At 50.0% G+C, this 18,022-nt stretch carries 19 protein-coding genes; 9 read left to right on the top strand and 10 right to left on the bottom strand.

Translation table 11 applies throughout. From position 1 onward, the window contains the following. Positions 1–30: 30 nt before the first annotated feature. The 6 genes from KHS78_RS05130 to KHS78_RS05105 all read right to left on the bottom strand — a co-directional run bounded on the left by KHS78_RS05130 (position 31) and on the right by KHS78_RS05105 (position 5,067). Entirely contained in the window at positions 31–759 is a 729-nt protein-coding gene (locus KHS78_RS05130; protein ID WP_211825784.1) for a DUF3108 domain-containing protein, read from the bottom strand. Then, the gene (gene purN, locus KHS78_RS05125; RefSeq protein WP_211825782.1) at positions 756–1,424 is read right to left on the bottom strand and encodes a phosphoribosylglycinamide formyltransferase; all 669 of its coding nucleotides are present in this window, start codon (positions 1,422–1,424) and stop codon (positions 756–758) included. Before purN ends, KHS78_RS05130 begins: the two co-directional genes overlap by 4 nt. Before the next feature lie 72 nt (positions 1,425–1,496). Beyond that, on the bottom strand, positions 1,497–2,543 hold the full coding sequence (purM, locus tag KHS78_RS05120; RefSeq protein WP_211825780.1) for a phosphoribosylformylglycinamidine cyclo-ligase: 1,047 nt from the start codon (positions 2,541–2,543) through the stop codon (positions 1,497–1,499). A 355-nt stretch (positions 2,544–2,898) separates the two neighbouring features. Beyond that, positions 2,899–4,011 carry an ankyrin repeat domain-containing protein gene (locus KHS78_RS05115; RefSeq protein ID WP_211825779.1) on the bottom strand — a complete coding sequence of 371 codons (1,113 nt, stop codon included), beginning with the start codon at positions 4,009–4,011 and terminating at the stop codon, positions 2,899–2,901. A 101-nt stretch (positions 4,012–4,112) separates the two neighbouring features. Continuing rightward, positions 4,113–4,816, bottom strand: a protein-coding gene (locus KHS78_RS05110; protein WP_211825778.1) for an IS1 family transposase whose coding sequence is annotated in 2 segments (ribosomal slippage) — positions 4,113–4,567 and positions 4,567–4,816 — 705 coding nt in all. Because the reading frame shifts where the segments join, the coding sequence is not laid out codon by codon here. Between the two features lie 5 nt (positions 4,817–4,821). Continuing rightward, a complete protein-coding gene (locus KHS78_RS05105) occupies positions 4,822–5,067 on the bottom strand; it encodes a hypothetical protein (RefSeq protein WP_211825777.1) in 246 nt (81 codons plus the stop codon). A gap of 292 nt (positions 5,068–5,359) precedes the next feature. Between KHS78_RS05105 and KHS78_RS05100 the strand changes: the two genes are divergently transcribed. The 3 genes from KHS78_RS05100 to KHS78_RS05090 all read left to right on the top strand — a co-directional run bounded on the left by KHS78_RS05100 (position 5,360) and on the right by KHS78_RS05090 (position 8,768). Continuing rightward, positions 5,360–5,665, top strand: a complete 306-nt coding sequence (locus KHS78_RS05100) for a hypothetical protein (RefSeq protein WP_211825776.1) — start codon at positions 5,360–5,362, stop codon at positions 5,663–5,665. Between the two features lie 41 nt (positions 5,666–5,706). Next, positions 5,707–6,897, top strand: coding sequence for an ankyrin repeat domain-containing protein (locus KHS78_RS05095; protein WP_211825775.1), 1,191 nt, complete (start codon positions 5,707–5,709; stop codon positions 6,895–6,897). 362 nt (positions 6,898–7,259) lie between these two features. After that, positions 7,260–8,768: an ankyrin repeat domain-containing protein gene (locus tag KHS78_RS05090; RefSeq protein WP_211825774.1), complete on the top strand. Its 1,509-nt coding sequence runs from the start codon at positions 7,260–7,262 to the stop codon at positions 8,766–8,768. Positions 8,769–8,824: 56 nt separating this feature from the next. On the opposite strand, the gene KHS78_RS05085 is transcribed toward KHS78_RS05090, so the two are convergent. Continuing rightward, positions 8,825–9,091, bottom strand: a complete 267-nt coding sequence (locus KHS78_RS05085) for a YihD family protein (protein WP_211825772.1) — start codon at positions 9,089–9,091, stop codon at positions 8,825–8,827. A 201-nt stretch (positions 9,092–9,292) separates the two neighbouring features. On the opposite strand from KHS78_RS05085, the gene grcA reads away from it, so the two are divergent. The 5 genes from grcA to KHS78_RS05060 all read left to right on the top strand — a co-directional run bounded on the left by grcA (position 9,293) and on the right by KHS78_RS05060 (position 15,432). Further along, a complete protein-coding gene (gene grcA, locus KHS78_RS05080; protein ID WP_211825770.1) occupies positions 9,293–9,676 on the top strand; it encodes an autonomous glycyl radical cofactor GrcA in 384 nt (127 codons plus the stop codon). A 348-nt stretch (positions 9,677–10,024) separates the two neighbouring features. Continuing rightward, positions 10,025–11,110: a DUF2066 domain-containing protein gene (locus tag KHS78_RS05075; protein ID WP_211825768.1), complete on the top strand. Its 1,086-nt coding sequence runs from the start codon at positions 10,025–10,027 to the stop codon at positions 11,108–11,110. 75 nt (positions 11,111–11,185) lie between these two features. Continuing rightward, entirely contained in the window at positions 11,186–12,262 is a 1,077-nt protein-coding gene (locus tag KHS78_RS05070) for an AI-2E family transporter (RefSeq protein WP_211825766.1), read from the top strand. A gap of 44 nt (positions 12,263–12,306) precedes the next feature. Next, complete coding sequence (gene hda, locus KHS78_RS05065) at positions 12,307–13,014, top strand: DnaA regulatory inactivator Hda (protein ID WP_211825764.1); 708 nt, start codon at positions 12,307–12,309, stop codon at positions 13,012–13,014. Positions 13,015–13,194: 180 nt separating this feature from the next. After that, complete coding sequence (locus tag KHS78_RS05060) at positions 13,195–15,432, top strand: DUF748 domain-containing protein (RefSeq protein ID WP_211825762.1); 2,238 nt, start codon at positions 13,195–13,197, stop codon at positions 15,430–15,432. Positions 15,433–15,542: 110 nt separating this feature from the next. Here the strand turns inward: KHS78_RS05060 and KHS78_RS05055 are convergent, their stop codons facing one another. Genes KHS78_RS05055 through arsC form a run of 3 tightly spaced genes read right to left on the bottom strand, consistent with a single transcriptional unit; the run spans position 15,543 to position 16,899 of the window. After that, a complete protein-coding gene (locus KHS78_RS05055) occupies positions 15,543–15,941 on the bottom strand; it encodes a DUF2069 domain-containing protein (protein ID WP_211825760.1) in 399 nt (132 codons plus the stop codon). After that, complete coding sequence (gene wrbA, locus KHS78_RS05050; RefSeq protein WP_425513957.1) at positions 15,938–16,552, bottom strand: NAD(P)H:quinone oxidoreductase; 615 nt, start codon at positions 16,550–16,552, stop codon at positions 15,938–15,940. The genes KHS78_RS05055 and wrbA overlap by 4 nt, the downstream gene beginning before the upstream one ends. Beyond that, positions 16,549–16,899, bottom strand: a complete 351-nt coding sequence (gene arsC, locus KHS78_RS05045) for an arsenate reductase (glutaredoxin) (RefSeq protein WP_211825758.1) — start codon at positions 16,897–16,899, stop codon at positions 16,549–16,551. The genes wrbA and arsC overlap by 4 nt, the downstream gene beginning before the upstream one ends. 251 nt (positions 16,900–17,150) lie before the next feature. Between arsC and KHS78_RS05040 the strand changes: the two genes are divergently transcribed. After that, positions 17,151–17,969, top strand: a complete 819-nt coding sequence (locus KHS78_RS05040; protein WP_211825757.1) for a C2H2-type zinc finger protein — start codon at positions 17,151–17,153, stop codon at positions 17,967–17,969. The last annotated feature ends 53 nt before the right edge of the window (positions 17,970–18,022 follow it).

Here is an 18,022-nt window from a genome sequence, read left to right as displayed (position 1 = left end):
TTTGGGTTTATGATGGTCTATGGCATGTTATTACTTTTTGACTGTGTGGGTTGGCTCAAGTGCCTTACCTTCAATAGACGCCTCTTTTAATGAGATCACGTATTCCTTGTTTTTCTCCACTTGCCGAAGCTTGACCAGCATGTAATTCCACTCTTTTGCCAGCCATATCCAGGTTTGGCGTTTGTTGTTATCGCGCTGCATTTTCAGACGGATGGTTTTAACCGGGCCCAGCGGGGTCTGGAGGGTTTCTTCGTTTTCCACAAGGAACTGGTAATCATCACGCTCATCTTCATTAACGACCTGGTAATGGAGGTCTTTACGCCCTTGGCGCATGTCTTCCTGCAGTTGTAGTTGGTAGCTGATTTTATCCAGGTCACCGGGTTGGATGGCCAGTTCCCACTGGTCATTGTCTTCCCGGCTGTCAGCCTGTTTGCGTTTCCAGTCAAACTTAACCGATGCCTGTCGATCCTTGCCCAGTGCGCCTTTCTTCAGTTGGTAACTGATGGGTTGGATTCGGTTGTTCTCATCCAGCGTGAAACGGCTCTGTTCGGAAAAGCTGTAAAACAGCATCTCGGCATTGAAGGTGAGTTGCCAGGTGCCATCGGGTTGTCTGAGCAGTTTGCGTTCGGCTGTGCCGTCCATGGGTATGTTACCCATGGTGGCGGAATAGCTGGCTTCAAACGCCAGGGGTGCTTGAGTGGCTGCCATGCCAGTGGTGGGGGCGAAAGCTAACAGGCTGGCCAGTAACAGGTGTTTCATGACAGTTCCGCTGTTTCTTTAACAGGGTAATCATACCCAGTGGATGGCAATGCTGCATCATCAAGGAAGGCCTGATTGTTGATCAGCTTCAGACGCCCTTCGGCAAACCATGCGACTGCCTGGGGGTAAATTGCATACTCCTGAGTATGCACGCGGTCGCGCAGAGTCTCTTCGCTGTCAGTCTCGGTAATCGGTATTCTTGCTTGAATAACCGGTGAACCGCCATCCAGCTCTTCTGTCACAAAGTGGACGGTGACGCCGTGCTCGGTATCGCCCGCTTCCAGCGCCCGGCGATGGGTATGTAAACCTTTGTATTTAGGTAGCAGGGACGGATGAATATTGAGCATACGGCCGTGATAATGGCGGGTAAAAACCGGCGTCAGAATCCGCATGAAACCTGCAAGGACGACCAGTTCCGGCTGGTGCTGGTCAATATGCTGGATCAGTGCGGCGTCATAAGCTTCACGGTCTGCGTACGGTTGATGGTTCAGTGTGATGGCGGGAATGCCAGCTTCCCGGGCACGGACCAGACCATAGGCATCGTCACGATTACTAACAACAGCGCTGATGCGAATTCCCAGGTCTGCCTGCTGATCGATCAGGGTTTGCAGGTTGCTACCATTGCCGGAGACAAGGACAACAACGGATAAGGCGTTACGGGTCATGAATCCTGCACGTGGAGGTAATGAGGTCTTTGCTTAACCAGAAGGCCGGCGCCGTGGCCGGCCCTGATTCCCTTATAAACCGGCCAGTTCGACCTGTTCGTCGCCCGCTTCGCAGTTCGCGATGGTGCCGATTTCCCAGGCGGTCTCACCCTGTTCCCAGAGGAAAGTGATGACATCCTGTTTGGCTTCTTCGGGAACGGCGATGATCATGCCGGCGCCACAGTTGAAGGTGCGGTACATTTCCCGCTCATCGACATTGCCTTGCTCACGAAGCCACTCAAATACGGCGGGCCGTTGCCAGCTTTGAGTATTGATAACGGCTTTGGTTCCCTCAGGTAACACCCGGGGGATGTTTTCCAGCAGGCCGCCACCGGTTATGTGGCTGAGCGCATTGACCGGATGGGTCTTGATCAGGTTCAGTAGTGGCTTGACGTAGATTCGGGTGGGTTCCAGCAGGGCGTCGGCCAGCGAGCGACCGTCAATGTCAGCGGTCAGGTCAGCTTGGCTGACTTCGATGATCTTGCGGATCAGAGAGTAGCCGTTGGAGTGGGGGCCGCTGGAAGCTAGGGCGATCAGGGCATCCCCCGGGCTCACGGCCGAACCGTCAATAATGCCGGACTTCTCGACCACGCCGGTGCAGAAGCCGGCCAGGTCATAATCTTCACCCTCGTACATGCCGGGCATTTCAGCGGTTTCACCGCCGACCAGCGCACAGCCGGCCTGTTCGCAGCCTTGGCCGATACCGGCGACAACACTGGCGGCGATATCCACGTTCAGGTGGCCGGTGGCGTAATAATCAAGGAAAAAGAGGGGTTCTGCACCACAGACAATCAGGTCATTGACGCACATGGCGACAAGATCAATGCCGATGGTGTCATGCTTGCCAATATCCATGGCGAGGCGGAGTTTGGTACCGACGCCGTCGGTGCCGGAGACCAGCACTGGCTGTTTGTAACCGGCCGGGATTTCACAGAGGGCGCCGAACCCTCCGAGTCCACCCAACACTTCCGGGCGATGGGTGCGTTTCGCCACATGCTTAATACGTTCCACCAGGGCATTGCCGGCATCAATATCCACGCCGGCGTCTTTGTAACTCAGAGACTGGGAAGACTTGGTCATCAGTGGGCCTGTCTGGTTCATTCGTACAGGTTTGGAAGGCGGCGTATTGTAGCAATGGTTGCAGGGGTTGGCTATGCGTGTATGTGAGCCTGACACAAATGTTGGTTCAATTGTCAGGGGGGGCAATGCAAGTGCTGATCCATCACCTTCAATGGATAGGAGGGCTAAGACAGGCGCCCTGACCTCGGGTATCTACAAAGGCATAAAAAGACTTCAAACGTAAGTTACTGGCAACTAATAGGTACCCTATCCTGAAAAGAGCCCGCACTGTGATGTTGGTTAAATTGTCACTGCCCTCTTTATCGTTCAATTTATTCTGAGCTGGGTGATTGGGCTAATTTCATTGGTGCTGAAGTCAATTGTTTGAAGAAAGAGGTAAATCCCGACTAAAGCCACGAAGTATTCGACCTGATGAAAATGTCGGGGTCGAGTCGATAATGAAATAAGGTAGTATTGCTGTAAAAAACTGTTCTTGTGCCGCTTTTTCGCTACGGCAGAACAGATCAAGAATTGTACACCAAACAACATTTTTGCACGTTTCTTCCAGTGTGGGAGGACAGCTTCTTTGCCCTTCGTATATTGGTTCAATGGGGATTTCCAGTAGTGCTTTTTCAATAGCCTCAGTCGCTAAGTAAGCTGGACATTGATTGTCATCATTGTAAGTAAGAGGGTCTGCGTTGTAATACAACAAATAGGCAATAGAAAGCAGGCTAACGGGTTTGTTATCCGAAAAGACTAAGTGAAGTGGGGTGTCCCCAGTTGAATTGATAGCATGAATATCTGCTCCCCATTCCAACAATAGCTTTAAAACCTTCTCGCATCGATTAAGCGCCGCCAAATGGAGTGGTGTCATGTGTTCATGGTCGATCATATCTAAATCACTACCCCACTCGACCAAAGCCTCTACAACCGCTGCATGATCATTGATGGCCGCTTTGTGCAGCGGCATTTGGCCAACATCATCAGGCAGATGATGAATTGTCCTTGAGGAAAGTAGCCATCGTACTACATCCAGATGTCCTGCCTCTGCAGCGTTGTGCAGAGGGGTTTGTGCGTTGTTGTCTGCCAGGTCACATTTTCCTGACACCTGTAATTTTCTTGCTATGTCCAGATAGCCGTATGCTGCTGCTACATGAAGTGGGTATTCCCCACAGTCATTTGTCACGCTGGTATCAGCCTCATTGATCAAAAGAAAATCTATTAGCTCTGTATCGCCAGTCTTGATTAGCTCCATTAGGGCTGTGTTTGAATCGAAATCTTCTCGTTGTGAGTTAATGTCGTTGTAGTTTGAAAGTAATAGCCATGCAGATGAAATGGAATCTCTCTTCAGACACTTACATTGATTGTTGAATAAAATTACCCCTGTTAACAGATTGTTTGAAACACAACATCTGAATGAGTCTTTATTTGTCAGTTGATCATTTGAAGATGCTAATAGCGAACAACAATAGCTCTTCTCATCCTTCATCAAGCCTGTCTCTTGGATAGCTGTACATTGTTCGCCCATTAACACTTCTGCTTTCTGGTTAAATCGTGTGACACGTCGTTCTCGAATTATAAGGTAATGCATCAAACACGTTGATAGTGAGTGCGAGAGATAAACTCACCAATGACTTTATCGTGAAGCTCCTCTGAGCGGGAAAAGCAAATCGTTTTGCGAGCCAGTCTTTTTAAACGTGTACGTAACGTCAGATTGTTTCTCTCAATTCTTTGTGTGAATAACTTGCCAATGACATGTCGATTCTCCGGCAGGTGTGAGGTGTAAGGACGCCAGTTATCAGTACAGTAAAAGCTGAAACTATAGGGTTCAAGGAGTCTGAGCAGTGATTGGAGTGTAGACTCAGCCCTTCGCCCAAATGCATGGGCTATGACCCGTTTGAAGCGTGGCTCCCAAGCATAGAACAGCCACCGCTGATTCCGCTTGTTCCCTACAAAAGACCACTGCTCATCCATCTCACAGAGTAGCTCTACCCTGGCCTTCTCGAAGGGATGGCTTGTTACTTGTTGGGGAGAGAGTTTTTTAAATGGCGGGATACGGTGTTTGGACTGATATTGAGTACTCGCCCTGTGTCTCTTACCCCTGCACCATTCATTGCCATGTCGATAATCCGCTCATGGGTTCCTGACTGATTCGCGTTGTAGATGAACTCGATCTGAAAGCTGTGCTTGCAGTCACGACAGAGGTAACGTTGCAGACCTGAGGGCGCTTTACCGTTTCTCACAACAGCTTTGGTACCATCACAATGGGCACAAACAACATCAATCTTTGCCATAGAACCTACAGATAAAACGACAGCAATATACCGGTTCTATCTGTGATCTGTATTGCAATCAACGCATTGGCGGCATTACCAATTATAAGGTCACGTGTTACCTGTACTTTTTGCTGGGTTTTCAGGGAGGCGGTCATCGCTGCAGTTATAGGATTGTCCACGTCTTGATTGAGTAACGGTCTAGTGGCTGTGGTTTGTTGAGTGTAATAATGAGGATTGTGCCCATCATGAGTTGAGGTGCTGCTAGCCATATATGTTCACCATGTTACCTCTGTGTGGCACATGAAGCAGTTGAATAAAGGTAAGCTCCATTGTGATATAGATATGCTGGTAATCCTCAGGTTCAAAACTGATATGTGCTAAATGCTGACATCCGTTGGAGGTTGCTGATTGATCTTGCAGGTTTGTTTCGAACTTTATGTCGTTTATAGGTGTCTTATTTGATTGTTAGAAACTCAATAATGGGTATGAACTCTCTGGCATGTTGTTCTGTTATTCAGGCATTCAAATATGGTGTGTTATTAGGTTATGCGAGGATTAGATATGGCAAATAACATCAGGGAAGGTGATGGAGGTTATTTTGTACGAAATGAACAATCATGTGTTGTAGGTGTGCAGGGTGGTGCAGCTCGCAAGGGTGAGAGTAAATCAGCTATTGTTGGTCACTTTAATCAACGACTGGTAGCACAAGCTTATTATGATGTGAGGATGCGCATACACAATGCTGAGTTGTTTTGTGCCAGGCGTCGATGTTTGCTGGAGGTTGATACTGTCCCTCATGGCTATTGTTTGCCGCCAGTGTGTCCATCAGTAATCGCTTTGCAGGTGCTAGGGGATGAGCTAATATAATACGCCGGTGCGAGTTCTCAGATAATGGCCATATGCTGTGTATGCTTTTTGATAATGGCATCAAAAGTTTGGAGTGGAATGTTGAAAATAAAGTGTGGCAGTTGGCAGATGACATTCGTGTCAATATAGATGATAGCAAGGGGGGAGCAGAGGTAACGCTTCTGGCAATTTATTTTACGCTGACAGTGACAGATGTGATGAATACGCGTGGGCGACACATTGAAGAACTTGGCAGTTATCGTGTCTGTGCTCAGGCGTTACAAAAAGCGTCACGTTGTGGTTGCTTGCCGGTCGTAAGAAAGTTGGTCGAGGCAGGTGTTTCTCCTGATCTTGTGAATGATTCAGGTGAGTTAACCGCTTTGCAATTGGCAGTAGTATGGAATCAAATCAGTGAGGCTGAGTATCTGATTCGTCATGGGGCAGATGTTAACAGACTGGAGCCAGGTCTTGAGGGTATAACGTCGGTGCAGCGCGCGGCAATAAATGGTAACGCAGACATTATCAAGTTACTGATTCGCAGCGGTGCAGATTATGAGGCTCCCAATGTTGTTGGTGAGTCACCACTTTGCCATGCCATAAGATCGCATGATCTGGATTCAGTCGATGTGCTGCTCAATTACAATGCGGCATGTAATTTTGTTACTAGTCGTCAAGTCAGCGAGTTTCACCCCTTCAGTGTTGACCATGGCGCAGCACCTATACATATAGCAGTACATGAAGGTATTTGTCCGATAATAAAGCGCTTACTCCAGCACGGAGTGAATATCAATATCAAGACAAAAGGCTGGCGTTATACGGCGCTGAAAAAAGCATTCTGGGGTGAGACACATGGTGATCCGGTGAAGGTGATGGCTCTGCTGTTATCATATAGGGCCCAGATTGATTCACCAGATATTTTTTCGCATTCAGAAAAGCCGCGCATAGATGCGCAGCAGTCTCGGTCTGTACTGGTAGTGCTTGCAATGCTGTTGTATCAGGGGAATGTTGGACGGGCCCTCGTAAATGCGCTGGATGGTCGGATGTTTAGCATTCTGGCCCAGGGCGACAGGCTGAATGTGAACAGTTTGCATGCGTTAGTTGCGCAGAGGATATGGGAGTCACTATGGCATTCCATGGGATTGCGAATGATGGAGTGGCTGTATGTTAATGACTATGATGAAATCCGGCGTCATTTAGGATTGCCTGACAAGAAGATCGATTTCCTGCGCTTCGGTTCGCTGGGAACGCGTTAACGAGAGTCAGCTATTTAACGCTATTGCAGGGCAAGGAGCTTTGGTCGGAGTGTGGAGTGTCTATTTAAAGATGCCAGTATCTTCTTCTACTGGCATCGTGCAATGGTTACCTGGGATTGAATGCCACGGGCTTTCAAAAGAGCGATTTTAAAGTCGTCTTCGAGTCTTTCTGAATGCCCGGGACCATGGCGCCCTTCGTTGTCCCGTGCATTTACAGACTTTGAACTGACATGTAATGAATGCCGACAACGGCTTGATGCTGTTGAAATAACTTGCTGGTCTGTTTTGAACGTTGATTAATCTTTGATTGTCTTATTTTATTTGAGAAATATGACAAATGTTGTAGAGGGTTAAATCTAGTTATGAATCCGGTATCTGGTGCGAACAAACCTTATAGGATGGCTCAATATCAGGCTAAAGAACTAGTTCAAGAGACTGCTTCTTTTGTAAAACAGGGGCGAAATGTTTGTTTTTTGACTGAAGTTGTCAGGCGCCAGAATATGTATCGGATTGCGATTGCCCGTCAAAGGTATCAGCTGGAAAAACGTGTTGTTGAAAATGAGACAAAAAAATTTCAATGGTTATTGGGGGGAAATATTTCATTTCCGCAATATGCAATTTTACCTGATAAGGGACTACCTGCTGGAGAAATGGAGGTAAGCCTGTTCTATAAGTGTTTTTTTACCTGTGATGGTCTAAATTTGTGTATTCTTCTTCAAAACGCCGTCAAGGTGTATATGTGGGGTGATGAGCGCGAACAGTGGTTGCTTATTGATGATCTGGTTTTTTCTGGGGCAGAGGATGCTGGATCGGATCTAAATGCTTCCCATGTCTATATAAAAATATTGGAAATGCTACATGCTGCTGATACGACGGTTCCTGAAGAGAAAAATCGTTTATTGGAGGAGGCTTTTAGATGTGGTTATTTGTCTGTAGTGCGGAGGCTGGTACAGGCGGGGATGTCTTTTGATATTGAGGCTCAGAATAAAGAGTATGAAACCCGTCTTCATCAGGCGGTTAAGAAACAGCATAGACATATAGCTGCCTTTTTATTGGATAAGGGCGCGAATGTTAATACAAAAACCTCTTTCTTTGAACGTACGCCAGTGCATGATGCAGTTAAGAACGGTGATATCGGGATGTTAGAATTGCTGATCCGTTATGATGCCAATTGTGATGTAAAGACTGCGTTGTATGAGACTCCCCTTCACTATTCTGTACAGGTGCAGCGTCCTGATTTAGTTAAGGCGCTGCTTTCAAGGCAGGTGAACTGTAACCAATGTTCACAACGTTTTCCTCGAGGAGAGTTTGGGCTAGACAGTACTGATCATGGTGCTGCACCACTTCATCTGGCGGTACATCTCAGGAATTACGAAATAACAGAAATGATATTGGCTTCCGGAACAGCCGATACGGAAATAACAACATGGGGCTTCAATGATACAGCCTTGAAAAAAGTGTTAAGAGCTGCGGATTGTAATAGCGTGGTTGCTATTCAATTGGCAGCATTACTACTTAGCTATAATGCTCGCTTAAGCTGGCTTCATGATGAAGCTATTGCTATAAATCGATATCCCCGAATGCTGGTGCTTTTGCAGCTGTCCGTTCAGTTGCAGAGTGTTGGGCAGCGTCTTGATAATCTTCTTGATGGCCGCCTGAGGAGTAGCGAACTTGATGAAAAAAAAATGGTTTGCAGTCTCCATGCTTTAGTTGGGCAGTCTATATGGCGTAGTGTCTATAAACGGTATGGTGTGCACGCGTTGCGATTTATCTATAAAGAATGTTTGGAAAATGACAAATTATTACCTTTGCCGCCAGCAAAGATTCGATTCTTGCAATTTGGGAAATATGCGCCATCTGGTAGAGTTTGACCGGCTCTTGTGAATGCTGACCTGTTGATAGGTCAGCATTGCTATAGTAAAGCGTCTTAGGATTGAATGCCGCGTGCTTTCAAAAGTGCACTTTTAAAGTCTTCCTCACAATCTTTCTGAATGCCCGGGATCATGGTGTCCTTCGAAGTCCCACGCATTTTCAGGTGGTAAATCAGCACATCATCGGTCAGGTCTGAAAGCTGGCCATCAAAACCCGCTTCTTCAGCCAGCTGAGCCAGCATTTGTGTCAGGTTCAGGTTGTTGTGTGCCAGCCAGACAGGCTTGAGCAGTTCAATCAGTTCTTCTATGCGGTGACATTGCATGGGAGGATTCCATCATACGACAACAGCGATGGGGGAGTGGTGAAGCGGTCGGAAGAAAGATTCACCACCATGAAAACAGTGGATAGATAAACGCGTAAGAATATCCGTGCAAAACAGTAAATTAAAGGCTTACCTTTTTCAACTTTTGTTGGTAGCATTCAAACCAAGTTGAACCCTAAGCAGTAAAAAAGGGGATGTACCATGGCTGTTAAAGGTATCCAGATCACTCAGTCCGCCAACGCTGATCTGTTGAATTCTATCTGGCTTCTGGACGAAGAAGCCGCCACTGCCCGCTGCCTGTGCGCCAAAGGTGACACCTTTGCCCAGGACCAGGAAGTTGCACTGGCTGAGCTGGGTGAGATCGCTTTCCGCGAACTGCCCGTTGAAGGTCAGGCTGTCCGTGAAGGTGGTCAGCACCTGAACGTGAACGTTCTGTCCCGTGAAATGCTGGAAGATGCGGCTGCTAACCCGGAGAACTATCCTTCTCTGACCATCCGGGTTTCCGGTTACGCTGTGCGCTTCAACTCTCTGACGCTTGAGCAGCAGCGCGACGTTATTACCCGTACCTTCACCAGCTCCATGTAAGCCGGTGCTGCATGCCGTCTCAAGCGAGGCGGCATGATGATGTTTTTCCCGCTTTATTCCTTCCTATATTTCTTTCCTTCACATGGATAATACCTGGATGCAGGTATTCATGGCCTGGTGTTGATGCCAGTCTTTCACTGAAATTCGCTGCAACCTGATACCTTCTCAATAGAGTGTTGATCTAAAGGTGCCGATGCTTGCAAAAAATCGGTTACCCTATACTCTTCGCAGATTTTTCACCCGATGCTCAGGCGACAGGTTTGGTGGCAACGCGGTGTACTTGGGATATTCGTTGTTCGGGGACAGGAAATGACCAGACTTTCATGGGGTCTCGGTGTGAGATTGTGGGTGGCAGCACTTTTTTGTGTCATGGTCGCACCTACTCTGCAGGCCGCAGAAATCAAAAATCTGTACCAGGCTCAGGTCATTGTGCCTGACCAGGGGCGTGAAAGTCGTGCACAGGCATTTTCACAGGCGCTGGCGCAGGTGGTGATCAAGGTGACGGGGCAGATTGATGCGCCGGCGCGTGAAGGAGTTCGGATCGCCATGCAGAAACCCGATGTGCTGGTTAGCCGGTATGATTATCGAAAAATCAATGCTGGCGATGGTGATCAGGCGAATCGCCAACCAGGTTTTACGCTGGATGTCAGTTTTAACCGGGTCGCGGTCAATAAGTTGTTACATGATAATCAGCTGCCTCTATGGGGTGATAACCGGCCGGAAACGCTGATCTGGGTTGCCTCTGAAGAGCGTGGCGGTCGACAGATGCTGGGCGCTGAAAGTCCCTCAACCGTTGTTGCCGCCTTGCAGAAGGCATCAGATCAGTGGGGTGTTCCATTACTTTATCCGCTGCTGGATGTGGAAGACAGCCTGTCATTATCCATGGCGGAACTCTGGGGGTTGTTTCCGGCACCCGTCGTGCAGGCCTCTGGACGCTATGGGGTGGATCCTGTTTTAGCCATGCGGGTTTACTCTTCTGGTCCGGATAAGGTCAGCGGTCGGGTCATGTTTGCATTCCGGGGCCAGGTATTTAATGAAGACATCAATGATGTGACCATGGATGTGTTTGCCAGCCGGGCCTTGTCGCTGGTCGCCAGTCGTCTTGCTGCATTTTATGCCATTCTGTCCGATGGTTCGTCCGAACATCCGTTGCGATTGCAGGTGAATGCCGTCAATGATGTGCATGATTATGCTGGCTTGTTGCGTTATCTTGAAAACCTGACAGCGGTGCGCACGGTCATGCCGGTGCGTGTTAAGGGCGATACCCTGACGCTGGATCTGGTGATTGATGGCAGTCCGGAGCAGGTGGATGCAGAGATCAGTCTCGACCGGAATCTGACGAGAGCCTATCCCGCTCTGCCTGCGACGCCGGTGGAGGTGTCGGAGGGTGAGCCTGTTCGCCGTCCTGACCTCTATTATATGTGGCAGAAATAATGTGTTGTTCAATGATCAACGACAGTCCGGCGTGGAAGGCTGGGCGATTAACCCGTCATTAAAGGGATTCACGGTATGAATGCAGACAGGGATTATACGCAGCGCTGGTTTATTCTTGGCTTTGTGCTGGTAACCGGTTTCTTTGTTTACCTGCTGCAGCCCATTCTGACGCCTTTCCTGGTCAGTGTGGTGCTGGCGTATCTGGGCGATCCGGTGGCGGATCGACTGGAGCGGCTGGGATTATCCCGAACGCTGGCGGTGACCACCGTCTTCATTGTGGTCAGTTTGTTGCTGGTGGTGACACTGCTGGTTTTGATTCCCATGATCGTGAACCAGATCAAGGTGGTCATTACATTATTGCCCCATTGGGGAGACTGGCTGCAGAATAACCTGGTGCCCCGGTTGTCGGCCTATGTGAATCTGGATCCTGAGCTATTCAACCTTCGGGAGCTCAGTACCCGGTTGGGACATGAGTGGCAGCAGGCGGGTGGTATCCTGGCCAGGGTAGGTCGCTCGGTGTCGGCATCGAGCATGGCGCTGGCCGGATTTCTCGCCAACCTGTTTCTGATTCCGGTGGTCAGTTTCTATCTGCTCAGAGACTGGGACCGAATGATTGAGAATATTCGTGCGCTGCTGCCCCGGAATATTGAGCCAACGGCGATGGTTCTGGCTCGTGAATGTGATGACGTGCTGGGTGCCTTCCTTAAGGGGCAGCTGATGGTCATGTTCCTGCTGGGCATTATCTATGGTACTGGCTTGTGGTTGCTCGGGTTACAGTTTGCCATTTTGATTGGTTTGATTGCCGGTCTGGCCAGTATCGTGCCTTATATGGGCTTTATTGTGGGTATCGGTGTGGCGCTGGTGACGGCGTTCTTCCAGTTCGACAGCTGGTGGCCGATTCTCGGCGTGGTGATTGTTTTTGGCATTGGTCAGATGATGGAAGGGATGGTGCTGACCCCGCTGCTGGTGGGCGACCGAATTGGTCTGCACCCTGTGGCGGTAATCTTTGCCATCATGGCCGGCGGTCAGTTGTTCGGTTTTGTCGGTATCCTGCTGGCGCTGCCTGTGGCGGCTGTCATCATGGTGTTGCTGGTTCATTTGCACCGCAACTATAAGGAGAGTCACCTGTATCATGCCAGCCGTAAGTCGTGATATGGTATGGGCTGCAAAGATGCTGTCATCACAGTCGTTGATATATGAGTTTGCCGTTGCAACTACCACTTGGTGTCCAGTTACGAGATGATGCGACATTCGCCAATTATTACGCTGGGCGTAATGAGGCGTTGGTCAATATGCTGGACGTTGAGCGCTATCCGGCAGGTGTGACGCCTGAGCAGTTCATCTATCTTTACGGTTCCCCCGGCGTTGGTTGCAGTCACCTGTTGCAGGCTGCCTGCCATCAGGCTGACGCCATGGGCCAGCGCAGTATTTACCTCCCCATGAAAGAGTTGGCGGACTACCCGCCGAGACTGCTTGAAGGCATTGAAACCCTCAGGCTGGTCTGTATTGATGATATCAGCGCCATAGCGGGCAATCGGGCCTGGGAAGAAGCGTTCTTTCACCTGTTCAACAAACTACGGGAAAAAGGCAATCGGCTGCTGGTAGCGGCTGAAGTGGCTCCCCGCCAGTTGAATATCTGCCTGCCTGACCTGGTGTCACGTATGAGCTGGGGCATGGTGTTTCATGTTGAGCCGCTCACTGATCAGGAAAAGATCATGGCGTTGCGATTGCGGGCGCACCTTCGTGGTATGGATATGTCTGATGAAGTGGCGCGGTATATCTTGCATCGGGGTTCACGGGACATGCAATACCTCTTTGACGTGTTGGGGCGACTGGATGGCGCCACCTTAAGGGCAAAACGGAAGTTGAGTGTACCGTTCGTCAAACAGGTCATGGACTGGTAAAACAGTACTGCTCTGATCAATCCGTCTTTACCGTATGTGACCATACGCTTTTTCTGTGTCATACCCGCAAGAGCGTAACGACTACATCGTTTTTCCGGAATAACGGCAGTTTTGCTTTACCCACTTTGCGGGTAACATCACGTTACTGATTTCTACCACCCGGAATTGACTTAAAATACCATGCGCCGAATAGTTCGTTTTCTTTTAGGGGGATTCGTTGCCTATCTCCTGTTGGGGTTTGTCATTTTGCCGCCTGTTGTTCATGGTGTGGCTGCCTGGGTGGCTCCCCGTTTCCTGTCGGCACCTCTGGAGATTGCGGCGGTTTATTTTAATCCCCTGACCCTTAAAGCGAGTATCAGGGGGCTGACCCTGGGAGATCCTCTCAACCCTGTTGTTGGCTTTGAGAAGCTGGATGTTAATCTGGCCTGGGATTCCGTGAGACGTGGTCATTTGCATGTGCAGTCTGTCACGCTGGAGGCACCAAGGGTCGATGCCTTGCTGGATAAGGACGGACAGCTGAATCTCATGGGTTTGCTGAAGCCCATGCCAGAACAGCCGAATGGCGCTGATGTTGAAACCGATAGCGCCACAGATGGCACAACACCCTTTGCTGTCACGATTGATGAGATCAGGGTTGAGGATGGGCTGTTCGGTTTTACGGATGACCAGATGACCGGGCGTGATGGAAAACCACTTTCTGTCATATTGTCAGGATTTAATCTGGGCATAAGCTCATTGGGCTTGCCGACATCAACGACTGATTTGCGTTTGAATACGTCGATTGGTAAGCAGGGACGGCTTGGTATCCAAGGCAGTATTCGCCTGCCGCAGGGGGATGTAACAGCGACAGTGGACGTTGCGTCAGTGGATCTGACAACCCTGCAGCCACTTCTGGATCAATTGACCTGGCTTCACCTTGACCAGGGTATTTTATCTACCCGCCTTGCAGTGGCACGCAATAGTGAAACCGGCCTGACGGCAACAGGGCAACTGGGCATTGAATCCCTGCGCCTTGATGATGTACGAACCGATAAGCCTGTTGTCAGTTGGAATGCGCTGAATCTGGTGGGCATGAATTTCTCGGAAAAAGATGGCCATTTCAGCATCAAGGAGCTGCTGTTGTCAGGCCCTGATATTCGGGTCGCTATTGATCGGAATATGCAGGTTAATCTCGCCCAGTTCATGATTGAAAATGAGGGGCAGGCGTCGGCAGCACCCGCGGATGAAGACGAAGCAAGTCAGCCAATTATTGTGGATATTGGCAAAATACGCATCGCTGACGGCCGCATGGACTTCTCTGATCATTCCTTCCAGCCCGGATTCGCCACTGAAGTGGTGAACCTGCAGGGAGATATTACGGGTATCAGCACCAGCGGCAAGAGTGATGCTGCGGTCGCTATCCGCGGGCAGGTTGACCGCTATGCGCCGGTTCGCATTTCCGGGCATCTCAATCCGTTACAGCCAGAAGCCAATACTGATATAGGGCTCTCATTCCATAACGTGGAATTAACGACGCTGACACCATATTCGGGCCGCTTTGCCGGCTATGCCATCCGCAAGGGGCGTATGAATCTGGATCTGAATTATCGGATTCAAAAGGGGCAATTGCAGGCATCAAACAAGCTGGTGCTGGATCAATTGCAGCTGGGGAATACGGTCGACAGTGATGAGGCGCCTGACCTGCCATTGCGTCTTGCAATTGCGCTTCTCAAAGACCGCAACGGCAAGATTGATATCGATATGCCGATCCAGGGGGATCTTGATAATCCGGAATTTGCCTATTGGGGTGCGGTCGGTAAAGCACTGATGAATATGGTGGTCAATATAGCGGCGGCGCCCTTTAATGCACTGGCTTCGCTGGTGGGTGGTGATGCTGAGCAGATGGAAAAAGTCGCCTTTTTACCGGGCGATACCCTGTTATCACAGGATCAACAGAAAATATTGAATACGCTGGGCAGTGCACTGAATGAGCGTCCCGGATTGATGTTGGAAGTGTCAGGTGGTGCGGATCGTCTGGCTGACTGGCCCCTGCTGCAATCTCAGCAGCTGGAAGCGACGCTGAAACGGTTGTGGCAGGTGCGGCAAACGGTGAGTGGTGAAACAACCGCGGATACGTTGGAACAGGTGCTGGTGCCTGCTGATGAGCGACCGGCCTTGCTGCGTGACTACGGACGCCAGCTGAAAATCGCTGATATTGACAACGTGCCTGATGATGAACTGCAGGCCACAGTACTGGCCGCGATACCCTACGATGAAATGGCGATGTATCAATTAGCACAGCAGCGGGCACGGAGTATCAAGGATTTCCTGGTCGATCAGGCTGAGGTTCCGGCAGAAAGGGTGTATTTGATGAGCTCGGTTATCGGCGAACAGGCGGGTGATAGAGTGGACAGTCCAATGTCGCTGGGCGCGCTTTAGTTCTGAGGCGCATGTTGGGACCAGTGAAACCGGGATGGATTGGCGACGTCTGCTATGGGCGTTGCATCCCGGTTTCGTGGTGGTGTTTTCAGGCCATCCTTTATCGATGTTTATCCTGCCTCATTTGTTGTTTCATGCAGCTTCCATTTCAGCCCCTGATAATGCCAGCGTATATAAAACATGCTGCTGATAAACAGGGTCACGCATAGAGTGGTTTGTATCCAGCCAGAGATGTCCTCTCCCAGAAACGCATCCACCACCGCGCTGGTGAAATAGAACAACACCACAAAACAGAGCCAGGCAAACGAGCGCGGCCACTTGCACCGCACGCCTGGAATAAAGATGAGCAATGGTCCGATACGTGCGAGCCAGATCAGCAGGGGAGAATCCACTGCCGGAGGATTGAGCCACCAGTGCTCCAGACTGAGGGTCAACAGGAGAAGGCAGTAGGACAACGCTGCAACCAGCCAGGCCCGGTGTGCCAGTGTTTCTCTTTGATGGCTACTCATTCTGTGTCATGTGTCCTGTGCAGTTTCATGGCCAGCGTGGCCAAACGTTTCCCCTGGGCGATACACAGCTGTTCCTCATGCTCTGACAGGGGGAGGTTGCTCTCCTTACCCGCCAGATGGCTGGTGCCGTACGGGGTGCCGCCGGTGTGCGTCTCTGTCAGTGAGGGTTCGGTATAAGGTACGCCGTGGATGATCATTCCGTGATGCAGCAAAGGCAGCATCATGGAGAGCAGCGTACTTTCCTGCCCACCATGCAAACTGGCGGTAGAGGTGAAGACAGTAGCTGGCTTGTCTACCAGTGCACCGGTGAGCCAGAGATTGCTAGTCCCGTCGAGAAAGTATTTCAATGGCGCAGCCATGTTGCCGAAGCGCGTGGGGCTGCCCATGGCCAGGCCGCTGCAGTGGCGCAGGTCTTCCTCGGTACAGTAGACGGCGCCTTCTTCGGGGATGCTGTCATGAGTGGCTTCGCAGACAGTGGAAACCGGGGGGACGGTTCTTAGCCGCGCTTCCATACCCGTCTGCTCAATGCCGCTGGCAATGCGCTGGGCCAGTTTCATGGTGGCGCCATGACGGCTGTAATAAAGAACCAGGATATAAGGTGACGACATCATAGAATCTCCAGCACCGCTTCAGGCGGGCGGCCGATGCGGGCATTGTTACCCTTAACAACAATGGGGCGCTGAATCAGCTTGGGCCAGCGAACCATGGCATCCAGTAGCGCCTCATCATCCAGGGCCGGGTTTTTCAGCGTATTATCCTTGTATTCCTGTTCGCCAGTGCGGAGCAGTTCCCTGATCGGAATGCCCAGCTTGCTGATGATCGCTTTCAGTGTATCCCGGTCTGGCGGTGTTTCCAGATACAGCACAATGTCGGGATTGATGCCCTGTTCTTCCAGCAGCTGCAAAGTCTGGCGGGATTTGGAACAGCGGGGATTGTGATAAATCGTGACGTCGCTCATATCGTGGTCTCCCTCCTTTTCAATATGCGGTATTCTAGCGAGGAATACCCCCTAAGCGACAGCCCGAAAACGTAGCAAGTAATACACCGTAAAAACTGACTAACGAGCCTGTTATTAATGCAGCCAAGTCAGCCAAACTGACCTTTTCGGCAGTGATAATCCGCTGAACATCCAACACCATCCGATAGGCGCCTGAAACTGGCAATACTGGGGCGTTTGTTTTTTAAATAACCACACAGGATGGAACCTTTATGCAATCTAGTTCGAGGTCTTCTGACCCCTGTTTCAAAAACTTCAGATGGCCCGGGCCTGAAGCGCCCAAAGCGACACCTGTAAAAGATGCAAATCCAGAGATCAATATTGATTTTTCTAATCAACTAACAAACCTTGAAAACGTTCGGTTCTGGCCAGTGTCAATCGGTCAGCGAATGGCAACGGTTTCATCAGTTGATCCTGAGAGTCTGGTTATACCCGTGCACCAATCTCCTATCGATAAGCAGTCCGCTGTTATTGAGAGAGGCAACGAACAAATACCAGCTTGTGTGGAAGACTTTAGTGAATCACTTCTTTCAGATAGTAAGCCCGGTTCTTCATCTACGGTGGAGCCTAAATGGGAAGATGCCAAGGGAAAGGGCGGGTCTCTGATTATGAAGCTTCTGAAGGGGGCAGATGATGAATCTGCAGACGCCCCTTCGACCACTATCACTGCACCGGATACTGATGAAGAAAGGGAGTTTGCTAAAGACGACAGTGATAAGCTCGAACAATCAACGAGTCAGAAGACACCCCATACGTGTACACAGTGTGGTAAGTCTTATGCTTTGCGAGCTAGTCTGACCAGGCACATGCGCCGCCATGGTGGTATCAGACCCTATGTCTGCAAACACCAAGATGACCCAAGCAAAGATCCCTGCGGAAGATCCTTTTTTTGTAACTACGAACTATTAAATCATCAGCTTATCCACGGCGAAAAAAGTTTCGGATGTACAGTGTGTAGCAAATGCTTTGCCCAGCCTGCAGCCCTTAAACAGCATATGCGTGTAGTTCACCACTCCTCGCTGGATGATTGACGCAAAAATACGTTGTACTTTCTTCCGTTGTCGTCTGCCTCTAACGCCTGCCA

Origin of the sequence: Kistimonas asteriae (assembly GCF_018263925.1) — a bacterium.
GTDB lineage: Bacteria > Pseudomonadota > Gammaproteobacteria > Pseudomonadales > Endozoicomonadaceae > Kistimonas > Kistimonas asteriae.
This window is presented reverse-complemented; position numbering and strand designations above follow the sequence as displayed.

Excerpts from the sequence above, each read along its gene's own strand:
- arsC (WP_211825758.1), bottom strand. The coding sequence starts at position 16,899 with ATGAGCGACGTCACGATTTATCACAATCCCCGCTGTTCCAAATCCCGC.
- purN (WP_211825782.1), bottom strand. The coding sequence starts at position 1,424 with ATGACCCGTAACGCCTTATCCGTTGTTGTCCTTGTCTCCGGCAATGGT.
- KHS78_RS05085 (WP_211825772.1), bottom strand. The coding sequence starts at position 9,091 with ATGCAATGTCACCGCATAGAAGAACTGATTGAACTGCTCAAGCCTGTC.
- KHS78_RS05040 (WP_211825757.1), top strand. The coding sequence starts at position 17,151 with ATGCAATCTAGTTCGAGGTCTTCTGACCCCTGTTTCAAAAACTTCAGA.
- KHS78_RS05055 (WP_211825760.1), bottom strand. The coding sequence starts at position 15,941 with ATGAGTAGCCATCAAAGAGAAACACTGGCACACCGGGCCTGGCTGGTT.
- KHS78_RS05115 (WP_211825779.1), bottom strand. The coding sequence starts at position 4,011 with ATGAAGGATGAGAAGAGCTATTGTTGTTCGCTATTAGCATCTTCAAAT.
- KHS78_RS05100 (WP_211825776.1), top strand. The coding sequence starts at position 5,360 with ATGGCAAATAACATCAGGGAAGGTGATGGAGGTTATTTTGTACGAAAT.
- hda (WP_211825764.1), top strand. The coding sequence starts at position 12,307 with ATGAGTTTGCCGTTGCAACTACCACTTGGTGTCCAGTTACGAGATGAT.
- purM (WP_211825780.1), bottom strand. The coding sequence starts at position 2,543 with ATGACCAAGTCTTCCCAGTCTCTGAGTTACAAAGACGCCGGCGTGGAT.
- KHS78_RS05090 (WP_211825774.1), top strand. The coding sequence starts at position 7,260 with ATGAATCCGGTATCTGGTGCGAACAAACCTTATAGGATGGCTCAATAT.
- KHS78_RS05070 (WP_211825766.1), top strand. The coding sequence starts at position 11,186 with ATGAATGCAGACAGGGATTATACGCAGCGCTGGTTTATTCTTGGCTTT.
- KHS78_RS05095 (WP_211825775.1), top strand. The coding sequence starts at position 5,707 with ATGCTTTTTGATAATGGCATCAAAAGTTTGGAGTGGAATGTTGAAAAT.
- KHS78_RS05060 (WP_211825762.1), top strand. The coding sequence starts at position 13,195 with ATGCGCCGAATAGTTCGTTTTCTTTTAGGGGGATTCGTTGCCTATCTC.
- wrbA (WP_425513957.1), bottom strand. The coding sequence starts at position 16,552 with ATGATGTCGTCACCTTATATCCTGGTTCTTTATTACAGCCGTCATGGC.
- KHS78_RS05130 (WP_211825784.1), bottom strand. The coding sequence starts at position 759 with ATGAAACACCTGTTACTGGCCAGCCTGTTAGCTTTCGCCCCCACCACT.
- KHS78_RS05105 (WP_211825777.1), bottom strand. The coding sequence starts at position 5,067 with ATGGCTAGCAGCACCTCAACTCATGATGGGCACAATCCTCATTATTAC.
- grcA (WP_211825770.1), top strand. The coding sequence starts at position 9,293 with ATGGCTGTTAAAGGTATCCAGATCACTCAGTCCGCCAACGCTGATCTG.